The sequence below is a fragment of the Thalassobacter sp. genome, assembly GCF_982993085.1.
The window spans coordinates 1-13,088 of the sequence record NZ_CEZFMW010000001.1 but is presented as its reverse complement, the minus strand read 5'-3'; the positions used below and the strand labels follow the sequence as shown (position 1 = coordinate 13,088).

The window sequence follows — 13,088 nt, the reverse complement described above, 5'->3', positions numbered from 1 at the left end:
GTAGCCGTAGGTGTGATCGCCCAATGTTGCATTGCGCACCCGCCCCAAACCCAAGGATTTAAGGTGATAACGCGGAAGTTTCAGACTTTTTCATGAGGATAATTGACTCACAAAAATAGTTTAAATACTAGTATACCTGTTGGCGCTGGTGAGTGGTTGCGATACCTCACTCCCCCGCTGCGAACAGTCAAAAGCATCTGGGAGGATCACAATGACATTAGGTTTCACACTTCGCAGCGCCCTGCTCGGCAGCTGTATTGCGCTTGCAGCCTCATCCGTTGCAGCAAAAGAACTTCGCGGCTGGAACATTCACGTTGAAGACTACCCCGTCTCAATCGCAATGGATTCCTTCGCAGACGCCGTTGCAGAAGCGACAAACGGCGAACTCACAGCGAAAACATTCCACAATGGTGTATTGGGCAGCCAGCCTGATGCAATCGAACAGCTTCGCCTCGGCGTTCTGGACTTTGGCGAATTCAGCCTTGGCCCCTTCGGAACCTCCGTGCCAGAAGCGAACGTCGTCTCCCTGCCCTTCATCTTTGCATCCATTCCACAAATGTATGAACTGATGGATGGCGAAGTCGGTGAAGCAATTTCCGAAGGCATGCGTGCGCGTGGTGTTGAGCCTCTGGGTTGGTATGACGCCGGTGCACGGTCCTTTTATAACTCGGTTCGGCCGATCAACACGCCCGCCGATGTTGATGGCCTCAAGATCCGCGTCATGAACAACGATCTCTTCGTCAAAATGGTTGAATCCATGGACGGCAACGCGACACCGATGGCATTTGCTGAGGTGTATCAGTCGATCCAAACCGGCGTTGTCGATGGTGCGGAAAACAACCCACCTTCCTATGAATCCACCAGCCACTTTGAAGTCGCAAAGTACTACTCGTTGACAGAGCACCTGATCATTCCAGAATGCCTGTGCATGTCCAAAAAGACATTTGACGCATTGACGCCTGAGCAACAGAAAATCGTCAAAGAGGCTGGCCAAGCATCTGCTCTTTTGCAGCGTGAGCTGTGGCAGGCACGTGAAGCGGCATCGATGGATATCGTGAAAGCTGGCGGAACAACGGTCAACACGATCGCGGACAAAGGTCCGTTTCAAGCTGCAATGGCCCCTGTCTATGAGACCTTCCTTGCCGCGAACCCAGATCTCGCGCCTTTGGTCAATATGATCCGCAGCGCTGACTAATTCAGTATTGCGACCATGAAGTGGCCCGTGCCGGTACGGTGCGGGCCACTTCATATGCAAGAACAATCAATGACCTAACGAGGCCAAAATGAGTGGTAGACGAACCGCCCTGCAACGTTGTGAAGCTGCACTTGCGGCCATTCAGTGGGTAAGCATTTTCACAGCATGTGTTGCCCTAGTCGTATTGATTGTAACCTTCGGTTGGCTGGTGTTTGGGCGGTACGTCTTGAACGTGACCCCTACCTGGGTTGAGCAACTTGCGCTGCTTTTGATTTGCTACATTGCCTTTCTGGGGGCAGCTGCAGGGGTGCGCGATGAAACGCACTTGGGCGTGACGCTGTTTCGGGATGCGGCGCCCATCAACGTACAAAAGATCACCATCATTATCATCGATTTCATCTTGGCCGCGTTTGGCAGCATCATGTTTTACGCAGGCACCCAATTGATGGCCTTCGGTTGGGATTCCAATCTGCCAATGCTCGAAATTCCCGAAAGCTTCCGCACCCTCGCGATCACGCTGTGCGGGGCGTTAATCGTCCTGAATGCAGGTGCACGCGGAATTGTGCGCCTTCTTGCCTATTCCGACTGGCACCCCCAACATCAAACACAGGAGCCTTGATATGGGCCTGACAATCCTTTTGCTCGTGTTTGCCGTTGGCGTTGTCATCGGTATGCCTGTCGCCTTCGCCATGGGGATCGCCGCGGCATCGGCTTTCTGGATCGAAGGCTTCCCCATGCTTATTACCTTTCAGCGCGCGACTGCGGGCGTGTCGGTTTTTTCCCTACTGGCGATCCCATTCTTTGTGCTAGCCGGCGAAATCATGTTGCATGGTGGGATCGCGGTCCGGTTGGTAAAGCTTGCCTCTGCCCTTGTGGGACACCTGAAGGGTGGTCTTGCGATGGTTAATATCTTTTCGTCTATGCTCTTTGGCGGCATCTCGGGCTCCGCTGTGGCGGATATCTCCGCGTTGGGGTCGATCCTTGTGCCCGTCATGAAAGAGCGTGGCTATCGCCCTGATTTTGCGGTGAACGTCACTGTAACATCCTCTATCGCGGGGATCGTCATCCCCCCCAGCCACAACATGATTATCTTTGCAGTGGCCGCAGGGGGCGGGATATCTGTCTCTAGCCTGTTCCTGGCTGGTGTTATTCCGGGAATGATCATGTGCGTCAGCCTCGCGATTGCCGCCTATATCCTCTCGATCAAACACAACTATCCAGCCGAGCCTTTCCCCGGCTGGCGCGAAGTTGGCCGTAGCGCCGCTGATGCGATCCCCGGCTTTTTCACTGCCGTTATCATCGTGGGCGGAACGCTTTCAGGGGTGTTCACTGTCACGGAATCTGGCGCATTCGGCGCGATCTATGCGATTTTGCTCACAAAGTTCTACTACCGCAGCCTAACGTGGCAATCGTTCAAAATAGCTCTCGTTGGCACAGTGCGCACAACCTCGATGGTGATGATCCTGATCGCATTCGCCAGTTCATTTGCGTACCTTCTGGCGCTTTACCAAGTGCCTGCACGCCTAAGCGAAGCCTTGGTCCTCATTTCAGACAACCCAATCATCATCTTGTTGATGATCAATGTCATCCTGCTGATCCTCGGCATGATCATGGACATGGCGGCCCTGATCCTGATCTGCACTCCGATCTTCCTTCCGATCGCCAAAGGGCTGGGTATGGACCCCACTCAGTTTGGGATCATGATGTTGATGAACCTTGGTTTGGGCCTTTGCACGCCCCCCGTTGGGACATGTTTGTTCGTTGGCTGCGCTGTGGGTAAGATCAAGATCGAAGAAGCGCTCAAATCGATTTGGCCCTTCTACCTCGCGATCCTCGGAGCTTTGATCTTGGTGACCTATGTCCCAGCAGTTTCGATGTGGTTGCCATCCGTCTTCTGATCCTGCGGCGTTTGCCGGAATCAAAGGCCTAGCTAGGCTTGAGTCACATACGCGACAGCATCTTGAGTTTCAGGCCATCGAAATGGCCTGAGATTCTGGCGTAGGTCCTACTAGTGAAGGGCTAGTCTGGGTCGTGCCCGGCGATGAGTTTCAAATAAGGCTAGTCCCTTAGGACGAGTACAGAGCAGTTTGAATGCCGCACCACGCGGGCTGCGTTTGGACCAAGCAGATAATCCCGAAAATCCGGGCGATGCGCGGCCATCACAATCAGAACGGCGTTAAACTTGTCTGCCGCGCCAAGGATCTCTTCGTAGACGGCGCCATGGCACACGACATGTTTGATTTCGTCATCTGCCGTTTTCCCCAAAATGTCCGTCGCGACTTGGTGCAGGGCTTTGGCCGCATCTTTAAGCACCTTTTGCTCAGCGCCTTCTTCAAAGTACGTCCCAATGATGCTCATCCCAAAATCCGGGATCACGGTCACCAGCGTAAGTGAAGCACCGCGCAGCTTGGCCATAACTTGTGCTTCGGTCAGGATTTTCTTGTGATTTTCGGGATGCGCCAGATCAATCGCCGCAAGAACAGTACCGGTCATACCGTGGCCTCCTCTGGAATACGTGCAGCGCGACGCCGCTGAATAAGTGCGATCAAGCCCAAAAGCAGCAGTGCTGGGATATAAAACAGCTCCTTCGGCAAACGATCTGCCTCGACCTCCAGACGGGTCACCGTCCAGTCAAAATCAATGCCCATCCCCTCAGCCGCACCGCCAAATGTCAGCATATCCACGATGACCTGCCCATCGCGCTCCACGAGGGTCAGGCCAGCCGACTGTTCCAGCCGCGCAAATCCATCCGCACCCGCGTTGCCCAGCGGTAGCAAAAAGGTTGATGACATGAAGTCACCGTCAAGTGTCATGCCCTCTAGGCCGACCCTAAGTTCGCCTCCGGGCGGAGCTGCCTCGGCCATCGCGAAAATCTGTGCCGCGGGCATGCTTTCGTACGGCGCTTGCATTTGATCCAACCAAAATCCCGGTCGGAACAACGTCAAAGCGACAACCACAAGAACGGCAGACTCCCACAGGCGGGATCGGGTGACAAACCACCCCATCGTTCCAGCCGCAAACACCAACATGGCAAAAAGTGCGACGATAAATACTAGGATCGCCTGAACAGGCCCCACATCGATCAGCAGCAGATCAGTATTGAAGATGAACAGGAACGGTAAAAGCGCCGTCCGGATCGAATAGAAAAACGCCTGAAAACCTGTGCGCAACGGGTCCCCGCCTGAGATTGCGGCAGCAGCAAAACTGGCCAAGCCCACAGGCGGCGTCACGTCCGCCATGATCCCAAAGTAGAACACGAACATGTGCACGGCGATCAGCGGCACGATCAGCCCGCTTTGCGCACCCAGTTCCACCACCACTCCAGCCATCAGCGAAGAGACGACGATATAGTTAGCGGTCGTCGGTAACCCCATCCCAAGGATGATCGAAATAAGCGCCACAAAGATCAGCATCAGCATCAAATTGCCGCCGGACAGGAATTCAACGAATTCTGCCATCACCTGCCCCACACCAGTCAATGTGACAGACCCCACGATTATGCCCGCAACAGCCATCGCGCAGGCCAGACCGATCATGTTGCGTGCACCGATGATCAAACCATCCGCAACCTGCACCAGCCCTTCTTTGAGCAGAGCGATCACTTGGCCCTGCCCCCGGAAAAACGACTTGAGCGCGTCTTGCGTCAGCAAGATTAGAAGCATGAAGGACGCAGAATAGAACGCTGAGAAGCCCGGCGATTTGCGTTCAACCATAAGCAGGTACATCAGCAAAAAGATCGGCAGCAGATAGTGAACGCCGGATTTAAAAATCTCCCGCGTGGGTGGGAGCGCCTGCATCGTGTCGACCGATAGAGCAAGGTCAGGCCCCTGTGCAGCAAAGCGGACAGCAAATACGTAGGCCAGTAAGAACAGCGCACTCAGAACAAGCGTCGATGCCCCGCCCAACACAGCCTCTGCACCGCCAACCACAAGCCCCGCTAGGTACAGCGTGCCACCTGCAATCACGATCCCGACGCAAATCATAAAGACCGCAGACAGAATGAAGATCACAGGGTTCATCCGACTGGTGCCCTTCATCCCCATCTTCAAAGCCTCAAGGTGCACGATGTAGACAAGCGCCACATAGGAAATGGCTGCAGGCACGATGGCCGTTTTGACGACTTCTACGTAGGACACGCCCACATATTCGGTCATCAGAAAGGCAACTGCGCCCATGACGGGCGGGGTCAGCACACCGTTGATCGACGAAGACACCTCAACCGCGCCTGCCTTGGACGGCGAAAAGCCGACCTTTTTCATCAGCGGGATCGTGAATGTGCCGGTTGTGACCACGTTAGCGATGGACGAGCCCGAGATCAGGCCAGTCGCCGCACTTGCGATCACCGCAGCCTTGGCCGGCCCCCCGCGCAAGTGGCCCAGCGTCGCAAAGGCCAGCGACAAAAAGTAATTGCCCGCGCCCGCTTGATTGAGAAGTGCTCCAAACAGGACAAACAAGAACACAAAACCCGAGGAAACGCCCAGCGCGACGCCGAACACACCCTCGGTGGTCAGCCACATATGGCTCATCGCGCGCTCGACTGACGCGCCACGCCACTGGATCACATCCGGAAGCCACGCGTAGGAGCCAAAGAAAACATAAGCCAGAAAAACAGCCGCCACAGCCATCAGCGGGAAGCCCAGCGAGCGTCTCGCGGCCTCCATCAACAGGACTACGCCGATAACTGCGGCGATGATATCCATCTGCGACGGGGCGCCAGAGCGATCCGCCAATCCGTCCCAGAACAAAAATAGATAGCCCGAACAGAACGCCCCCAAGAGGGCGACAAGCCAATCCTGAATGGGAATGTAAGTGCGTGGGCTGCTTTTCAGTGTCGGAAAGGCCGTGAAGGCGAGAAACACCGCGAATGCGAGGTGGATCGATCGAGCCTGTGCGTTGTTAACCACGCCAAAGCCGACTTCGTAAGGGATAGGCGACGCGATCCACAGCTGAAACAGCGACCAGATCAGTGGTACGCCCCACAAGACATTACGCGAGAAACCACCATTCGGCGTGCGTGCGCCGGTATCGGCTTCTGCGATAAAGTCATCGACCGCTGCGGTCTCGGGTTGCGCTTTGGTGTCGCTCATAGTGCCGCCCTTTGCGATCGGTAAATACAAGAAAGGGCCGCCCGAAGAAACTTCGGATGGCCCCATATCAGTTCAGTAACGGCTTACTCGACCCAGCCGCGCTCGCGGTAGTAGCGCAGCGCGCCGGGGTGGATTTCAGCAGTCAGACCAGAGGTAATCATTTCTGCTTCGACAAGGTTGCCGAATGCTGGGTGCAGGCGTTTGAAGTTGTCGAAGTTTTCAAACACAGCGGACACAACGGTGTAAACCATGTCATCCGAAGTATCGGCGGATGTCACGAACGTTGCGCGCGGGCCCCATGATGACACGTCGCTGTCGTTGCCGGGATACAGACCACCGGGGATCGTCGCTGCGGCGTAGGCTGGGTTGTCGCCCAAAAGCGCTTCGAGGGGTGCGCCTTCGATTGGGATCAACACAACATCACATGTGGACGTCGCTTCTTGTGTGGAGCCGTTTGGCAGACCAGCGGCCCAGATCGTCGCATCGATATTGCCATCACACAAAGCCGAGGCTTGCTCAGCGGAGCTGAGTTCAGCAGCGAAAGACAAATCGTCCACCGAGATGTCATGGTACGCGAGAAGCGCCTCTGCCAAAACCCGCGTGCCCGAGCCGGGGTTTGCGATGTTGACGCGTTTGCCCGCCAGATCCGCAACAGATGCAATGCCTGCGTCAGCATTGGCCATCAGGTGCATTGGCTCTGGGTGGATCGAAAAGAGCGCGCGCAGTTCAGGAAACGCTCCGTCGTCCGTAAAGGCGCCTGTACCAGCAATAGCGGCTGCTTGGACGTCAGATTGGACAACACCAAAGTCCAGTTCACCCTGACGGATGGTACGCGTGTTAAAGACCGAACCACCTGTGGATTCAACCGAGCACCGCAGACCGTGATCAGCACGACCAGCATTGACCAAACGGCAGATCGCGCCGCCTGTTGGGTAATAAACACCCGTCACACCGCCCGTACCGATTGTGAAGAACTCTTGCGCCGATGCCGACGCGCCCATGCCAAGCGACGCGGCAAGCGTCAGCCCTGTGAGCACTTTATGAAATGTCATATGTGACCTCCGAATGTGGTGTTTTGTTATTGTACAAGACGATATGCATCTGTGTCTCGTCCAGCGCATGGTTCGGGATACGTGCCGTGATGTCATCTAAAAACTATTGTTTTTTTTGGCCGACCAATAGGCGCGGTAACCGTTGCGTAGCTGTTCGTATGTTTCGATTCTTTCTGCCGCCTCAGATCCCCCAATTTCAACCAACATCGCAAGCAACAGTTCCAACACGGCCATGGCACCCGCGTTACAGGCAAAGTGGTGCGTCGAATTGGTTGAAACCAGAAGCGTGTGGTCGGCATTCAGGCCGGGTGCCACGATTTCACTGTCTGACACCACAACCAAACGCATGCCCCGTGACTTTGCATAGATCATCGCCTCGATAGTTTCGTGGCTGTAGGGGGTAAAGGTGATCGCGATCAGCACATCTTCTGGCCCCGCGTCCGTCAACTCATCAATGGCCGAAGACATTTGACGCGGCACAATTTGCAATGACTTCAGTGCCATACGTCCGACGTATTGAAAGTTATAGGCCAAGCCATAGCTGGCCCGCATTGCCGTTACGTAAACATCGCGGGCAGAAGTCATGAGCTCCGCGACCTCCCGAATACGGGCAGGTGACTGGCGCTCAAGGGATCGCGATACGATGGCGAGGGAGTTTGAAGCAGCCGTCGCCAGCGCCCCAGTGTCGGCCCCCTGCCATTTTTCCAACCACGGGACCTCGGCGGCAGGGGCATTTAGAGATACTAGGGCATGCCGAAACGGTTCGCGCAGGTCTTCGAACCCAGAAAAGCCCAGCTGCCGGGAAAGCCTAACAAGCGTGTAAGCGCTCACGCCAGACTTGCGCGCCGTCTCACGAATGGAGTCGAGGCCGAAGTCCGCCTCGTTATCCAAAATGTACTTCGCCGCGACCTGCAGCCGCGGCGAAAGATCGGGCGTGGCCTTCTTAATACCTGAAATCGTACGTGTTTTTAATGTGGGGTCCAACGAATCGCCCTCCCTAATTGAAAAACGTTTGTTATTTTTCTGAGTCGTTGACGCAATGTGAATTTTTCCTCACAAAATGCATCAGTCACCAAAAGCAGGAATTACCCAATGGCCCAAGACGTCCCCGCCCACGCATCCGTCGTTGTAATCGGGGGCGGCATCATGGGCGCCTCGACACTCTACCATTTGGCCAAGATGGGTGTGACCGACGCGGTCTTGCTTGAGCGCAACAAGCTGACATCTGGCACCACATGGCACTCCGCCGCTCAGGTGCGCGCGCTTCGCCATTCCCGCAACCTAACACGTATGATCCAATATTCAGTCGATCTGTACAGCCAGCTTGAGAAAGAGACCGGCCAATCAGTAGGCTGGATTCAGGAAGGATCGCTGTCGATTGCGACAACAGAAGATCGACTGACACACGTCCGCAGACAGGCGGCGCTGGCACAGGCCTTTGGCGTAGAAGCGAATGAAGTTTCGGTCGCGGAAGCCAAAGAGCGCTGGCCGCTTATGAACGCGGATGACGTTCTGGGCGCAGTTTGGTCCCCCGCAGATGGGCGGGTAAGCCCCTCAGACGTATGTGCAGCACTCGTGAAAGGTGCAAAGGCGCTCGGGGCGAAACTGTTTGAAGACACCGGCGTCACCGGCATTTTGACCGAAAACGGTCGTGTGCGCGGCGTTGAAACGACCTCTGGAACAATCACGTGTGACGCAATCGCGCTCTGCGGCGGCCTCTGGTCACGTGAATTGGGCGCGATGGCCGGTGCAAGCGTGCCTCTTTGGCCTTGTGAACATTTCTACCTGCTGACCAAGCCCATCGACGGCATCACGGGCAACACGCCCACCCTCAGCGACCATGACAATCACCTGTATATTCGCGACGATTCCGGCGGCCTTCTGGTCGGCTGTTTTGAGCCGATGGGCAAAGCAATACAGCCCGGTATTCTTGATGAAAGCTTTGAGTTCGGCTTGTTGCCCGAAGATTGGGATCACTTCGAGCCGATGATGATGAACGCGCTCAAACGTCTGCCAGCACTTGAAACGGCAGAAGTTAAGATGCTGCTCAATGGGCCCGAAAGCTTTACGCCAGACGGTACATTCATGCTCGGCGAGACTTCCGAAACCAAGGGTCTGTTTCTGGGCTGTGGCATGAATTCGGTAGGTATCGCATCGGGCGGTGGCGCTGGCATGAACCTAGCCCACGCCATCGTCCACGGGCGCACCGCATATGACCTGTCTGAGGCGGATGCAAAACGCTTCGCCCCTGTGTTTGACAGCATCGAACATCTGATGGCCCGGACGCCCGAAATCCTTGGGACACACTACGAGATTGCCTATCCCGGCCGCCAGCTGAGTACAGCACGCGACCTACGCCGCCTTCCGCTTGATGCCGAGTACCGCACAGCCGCCGCGCATATGGGGCAGGTCTATGGATGGGAGCGCCCGCTTTATTTTGGCAAAACAGCCGAGCCCACCATGACCTTCGGAAAACCCAACTGGTTTGATAACGTCGCAGAAGAGGTCCGCGCCGCTCACGAAAGTGCCGCCATTTTCGACGCGTCGCCTTTCGGCAAGATCGACGTGCAGGGGCCCGACGCCGAAGCGTTTCTGCAATATGTTTGCGCAGGCCAAATGGGACGTGCGCCCGGTTCGGTCATCTACACTGCAATGCTGAATGCACGCGGCACCTTTGAATCTGACCTGACAGCCCAACGCATTGCGCCTGATCATTATCGCCTTTTCGTCGGAACTGTTGCGATTGCACGGGATCTATCTTGGCTCCGCAGCCATTCTGATGGTTTCAACGTCGCCCTCACAGACTGTACCGAAGACTATGCAGTCCTTGGGTTGATGGGCCCAAAGGCCTCTCGCATTGCCGCGACCTGCGGAGCAGATGGCATCGACGACATCGCGTATTTCAAACACGCAGAAATCAACATGGCGGGCGTCCCGGTACGCGCTGCTCGTTTGTCTTACGTCGGAGAAGCAGGCTGGGAAATCACCTGTGCGGCCAAAGATGCGCCTGCGCTTTATGCCGCCATGAGTGCTGCTGGCGCGGTGCCTGCGGGGCTATTTGCGCAAACCTCCATGCGGATCGAAAAAGGCTTCTGCGCGATGGGCCATGAGTTGGACGCTGACACCAACCCCATCGCGGCAGGTCTGGATTTCGCCCTGCGCAAAACCGGCGGCTACATTGGGGCAGAAGCGATTGAAAATGCACGCGCTGAGGGGGGTGGTTCTCGTATCGTCACGATTTTGCTAGATGACGTAACTGCGGTACCACTGGGCCACGAGCCGATCTACAGCGGTGAGACAATCGTGGGCGAGACAAGCTCGGCCGCCTTTGGATACCGGGTGGGCTGTCCAATCGTTCTGGGCCACACGCGCCAGCCGTTGAAGCACGACGCAAGCGTTAGCGTGGATATCGCGGGTCAGCGGTATCAAGGGCGCGTTGTCATCGGCGCCGCGTTTGACCCCAAAGGCACGCGCATGCGCGCCCAAGCGCGGGTGGACAGCTGATCATGTCACGCCCCTTGATCATGGTGGCACCAAACGGGGCGCGTTTGGGCAAAGCCGACCACCCTGCCCTGCCCCTAACCGCCGGCGAAATCGCACAAACAGCCAAAGCTTGTCACGTAGCTGGGGCTGACGCGCTGCATCTACATGTCCGCGACAGCAAAGGTGATCACTCCCTCGATCCAGGCCTCTACCGTGAGGCACTGGCAGAGGTCTCCCTAGAAGTCCCCGACATGCCTGTGCAGATCACAACCGAAGCCGTGGGTCGTTTTTCAGTTGAGGAACAGTTTGCTTGCCTGTCATCCTTGACGCCTCAATGGGCCAGCGCGTCGGTACGTGAAATGTCGCGCGATTTGGATGTGGCGCAACGGCTTTATGCCTTTGCCCATGACGCAGGCACCCGCATTCAGCACATTCTCTATGACACCTATGACGCCACACTTTTGAGCCAATGGCACGCCAGTGGTGTTATTCGGCCCGATCAAAATGAGGTCATTCTTGTCCTTGGGCGCTATGCCGATGGATTGCCCAGCGATCCCGAGGCGGTTGGGACGTTTCATGCGGCCCTTCCCGAAAACACACCTTGGATGATCTGCGCCTTTGGCCCAAGCGAGCACGCGTGCCTTCGCGAAGCGGCTCGGCTTGGGGGCGATCTGCGTGTCGGGTTCGAGAACAGCCAGAACCCCGCAGATGGTACGAGTTGGGCAGACAATGCCGCCTCAGTCGGTGCACTCAAGGCATCCCTCGCATCAGTCGACGAAACATCCTGATGCGCTGCGTTTACCCTCTTAGTCCCCTCAACGAGGTATAATCATGTCCCATGTCTTCCCCCGCCATTGCCACAGCACACTCCCTAAGGCCGTCGCGGGAGACGGCTGTTACCTGATTGACGCTAACGGCAAGCGCTATTTCGACGGCTCGGGCGGTGCTGCCGTTTCCTGCCTGGGGCATTCGAACCAGCGCGTCATTCAGGCAATCAAGGACCAAGTCGATCAACTCGCCTTTGCTCACACTGGCTTTTTCACAACAGAACCCGCAGAAGAGTTGGCCGACATGCTGATCGCCCAAGCACCGGGGGATTTGGATCGGGTTTACTTTGTTTCAGGTGGGTCCGAGGCCGTTGAGGCCGCAATCAAGTTGGCGCGGCAATTCCACATCGAAAACGGGGAGCCTGAACGCCGACACCTGATCGCGCGCCGTCAAAGCTATCACGGCAACACGCTGGGTGCGCTGGCCGTGGGAGGCAACGCCTGGCGACGGGCGCAGTTTGCCCCTTTGCTCATTGACGTAAGCCACATCAGCCCCTGCTATGAGTATGCCGAGCGCGCAGAAGGCGAAACGCTAGAAGCCTATGGCCAACGCGCCGCACAAGAGTTGGAGGACGAGATTTTACGTCTTGGTCCCGATCAGGTCATGGCGTTTCTGGCGGAACCCGTTGTTGGCGCGACCCTTGGGGCCGTGCCCGCCGTAGACGGCTATTTTGCACGTATCCGAGAAATATGTGACAAATACGGCGTGCTCTTGATATTGGACGAAGTCATGTGCGGGATGGGCCGGACTGGACATTTGTTTGCTTGCGACGCTGACGGCATCGCGCCCGACATACTGTGTATCGCCAAAGGCTTGGGCGCTGGTTATCAGCCGATCGGAGCGATGCTCTGTACCAGCACAATCTATGATGCCATAGCTGAGGGCACCGGCTTTTTCCAACATGGCCACACCTATCTCGGCCACCCTGTTGCCGCCGCCGCCGGACGCGCCGTGTTGCAAGAACTTCATGATCACTCACTTGTTCAGCGCGTGCGCGAGGTTGGTGATACGTTTCAAAAAGCCCTACACGATACATTCGCGCAGCACCCTCATGTTGGGGATATTCGAGGGCGCGGGCTGTTTTGGGGCATTGAGTTTGTAGCCGACCGCGAGACACGAACCCCCTTTGATCCGCAAAACGGCTATGCAGGCAAGCTCAAGAAAGCTGCCTTTGCGGAGGGACTAGTTTGTTATCCAATGCCTGGAACCCGGGACGGTCAGCATGGTGACCATGTCCTGCTCGCACCGCCTTTCATAATGTCGGACAGCCAAGTAGACGAAGTCACATCGCGTCTAGGACGCGCGGTAGCGGCAGTTTTTCCCGGATAGATTCCGAGTTCCGTCCACCGGACGGCATGCAGTTTCAACTGATCCAAGGTCAAAGGATGATTTGGCGCAGGCGTTTTTTAGTTCTACCACAGCCCAAAAGCTACTGCGGTCTGG

Annotated in this window: 10 protein-coding genes; 6 read left to right on the top strand and 4 right to left on the bottom strand. The window is 56.4% G+C overall.

The features are described 5' to 3' along the window. The first annotated feature begins 211 nt into the window (after positions 1-211). The 3 genes from AC4GMC_RS00050 (at position 212) to AC4GMC_RS00040 (ending at position 3,093) form a co-directional block, all read left to right on the top strand. Positions 212-1,195, top strand: a complete 984-nt coding sequence (locus AC4GMC_RS00050) for a TRAP transporter substrate-binding protein (RefSeq protein ID WP_487875839.1) — start codon at positions 212-214, stop codon at positions 1,193-1,195. 88 nt (positions 1,196-1,283) lie between these two features. Beyond that, on the top strand, positions 1,284-1,814 hold the full coding sequence (locus AC4GMC_RS00045) for a TRAP transporter small permease (protein WP_487875838.1): 531 nt from the start codon (positions 1,284-1,286) through the stop codon (positions 1,812-1,814). A gap of 1 nt (position 1,815) precedes the next feature. Continuing rightward, the gene (locus AC4GMC_RS00040; RefSeq protein ID WP_487875837.1) at positions 1,816-3,093 is read left to right on the top strand and encodes a TRAP transporter large permease; all 1,278 of its coding nucleotides are present in this window, start codon (positions 1,816-1,818) and stop codon (positions 3,091-3,093) included. A 160-nt stretch (positions 3,094-3,253) separates the two neighbouring features. On the opposite strand, the gene AC4GMC_RS00035 is transcribed toward AC4GMC_RS00040, so the two are convergent. The 4 genes from AC4GMC_RS00035 to AC4GMC_RS00020 all read right to left on the bottom strand — a co-directional run bounded on the left by AC4GMC_RS00035 (position 3,254) and on the right by AC4GMC_RS00020 (position 8,318). After that, positions 3,254-3,688, bottom strand: coding sequence for a universal stress protein (locus AC4GMC_RS00035; protein ID WP_487875836.1), 435 nt, complete (start codon positions 3,686-3,688; stop codon positions 3,254-3,256). Continuing rightward, positions 3,685-6,282 (bottom strand): TRAP transporter permease, encoded by a 2,598-nt coding sequence (locus AC4GMC_RS00030; protein WP_487875835.1) that lies wholly within the window; start codon positions 6,280-6,282, stop codon positions 3,685-3,687. The genes AC4GMC_RS00035 and AC4GMC_RS00030 overlap by 4 nt, the downstream gene beginning before the upstream one ends. A gap of 83 nt (positions 6,283-6,365) precedes the next feature. Beyond that, positions 6,366-7,334 (bottom strand): TAXI family TRAP transporter solute-binding subunit, encoded by a 969-nt coding sequence (locus AC4GMC_RS00025; RefSeq protein ID WP_487875834.1) that lies wholly within the window; start codon positions 7,332-7,334, stop codon positions 6,366-6,368. A 96-nt stretch (positions 7,335-7,430) separates the two neighbouring features. Further along, positions 7,431-8,318 (bottom strand): MurR/RpiR family transcriptional regulator, encoded by an 888-nt coding sequence (locus AC4GMC_RS00020; RefSeq protein WP_487875833.1) that lies wholly within the window; start codon positions 8,316-8,318, stop codon positions 7,431-7,433. 108 nt (positions 8,319-8,426) lie between these two features. Between AC4GMC_RS00020 and AC4GMC_RS00015 the strand changes: the two genes are divergently transcribed. From AC4GMC_RS00015 to AC4GMC_RS00005, 3 genes are read left to right on the top strand one after another with little or no spacing between them, the layout of a single operon-like run. After that, on the top strand, positions 8,427-10,838 hold the full coding sequence (locus tag AC4GMC_RS00015) for a GcvT family protein (protein ID WP_487875832.1): 2,412 nt from the start codon (positions 8,427-8,429) through the stop codon (positions 10,836-10,838). 2 nt (positions 10,839-10,840) lie between these two features. Further along, entirely contained in the window at positions 10,841-11,605 is a 765-nt protein-coding gene (locus AC4GMC_RS00010; protein ID WP_487875831.1) for a beta-keto acid cleavage family enzyme, read from the top strand. Positions 11,606-11,648: 43 nt separating this feature from the next. Beyond that, complete coding sequence (locus AC4GMC_RS00005; RefSeq protein WP_487875830.1) at positions 11,649-12,974, top strand: aspartate aminotransferase family protein; 1,326 nt, start codon at positions 11,649-11,651, stop codon at positions 12,972-12,974. The last annotated feature ends 114 nt before the right edge of the window (positions 12,975-13,088 follow it).

Coding starts and splice junctions, on each gene's coding strand:
- AC4GMC_RS00050 (WP_487875839.1), top strand. CDS start 212: ATGACATTAGGTTTCACACTTCGCAGCGCCCTGCTCGGCAGCTGTATT.
- AC4GMC_RS00045 (WP_487875838.1), top strand. CDS start 1,284: ATGAGTGGTAGACGAACCGCCCTGCAACGTTGTGAAGCTGCACTTGCG.
- AC4GMC_RS00040 (WP_487875837.1), top strand. CDS start 1,816: ATGGGCCTGACAATCCTTTTGCTCGTGTTTGCCGTTGGCGTTGTCATC.
- AC4GMC_RS00035 (WP_487875836.1), bottom strand. CDS start 3,688: ATGACCGGTACTGTTCTTGCGGCGATTGATCTGGCGCATCCCGAAAAT.
- AC4GMC_RS00030 (WP_487875835.1), bottom strand. CDS start 6,282: ATGAGCGACACCAAAGCGCAACCCGAGACCGCAGCGGTCGATGACTTT.
- AC4GMC_RS00025 (WP_487875834.1), bottom strand. CDS start 7,334: ATGACATTTCATAAAGTGCTCACAGGGCTGACGCTTGCCGCGTCGCTT.
- AC4GMC_RS00015 (WP_487875832.1), top strand. CDS start 8,427: ATGGCCCAAGACGTCCCCGCCCACGCATCCGTCGTTGTAATCGGGGGC.
- AC4GMC_RS00010 (WP_487875831.1), top strand. CDS start 10,841: ATGTCACGCCCCTTGATCATGGTGGCACCAAACGGGGCGCGTTTGGGC.
- AC4GMC_RS00005 (WP_487875830.1), top strand. CDS start 11,649: ATGTCCCATGTCTTCCCCCGCCATTGCCACAGCACACTCCCTAAGGCC.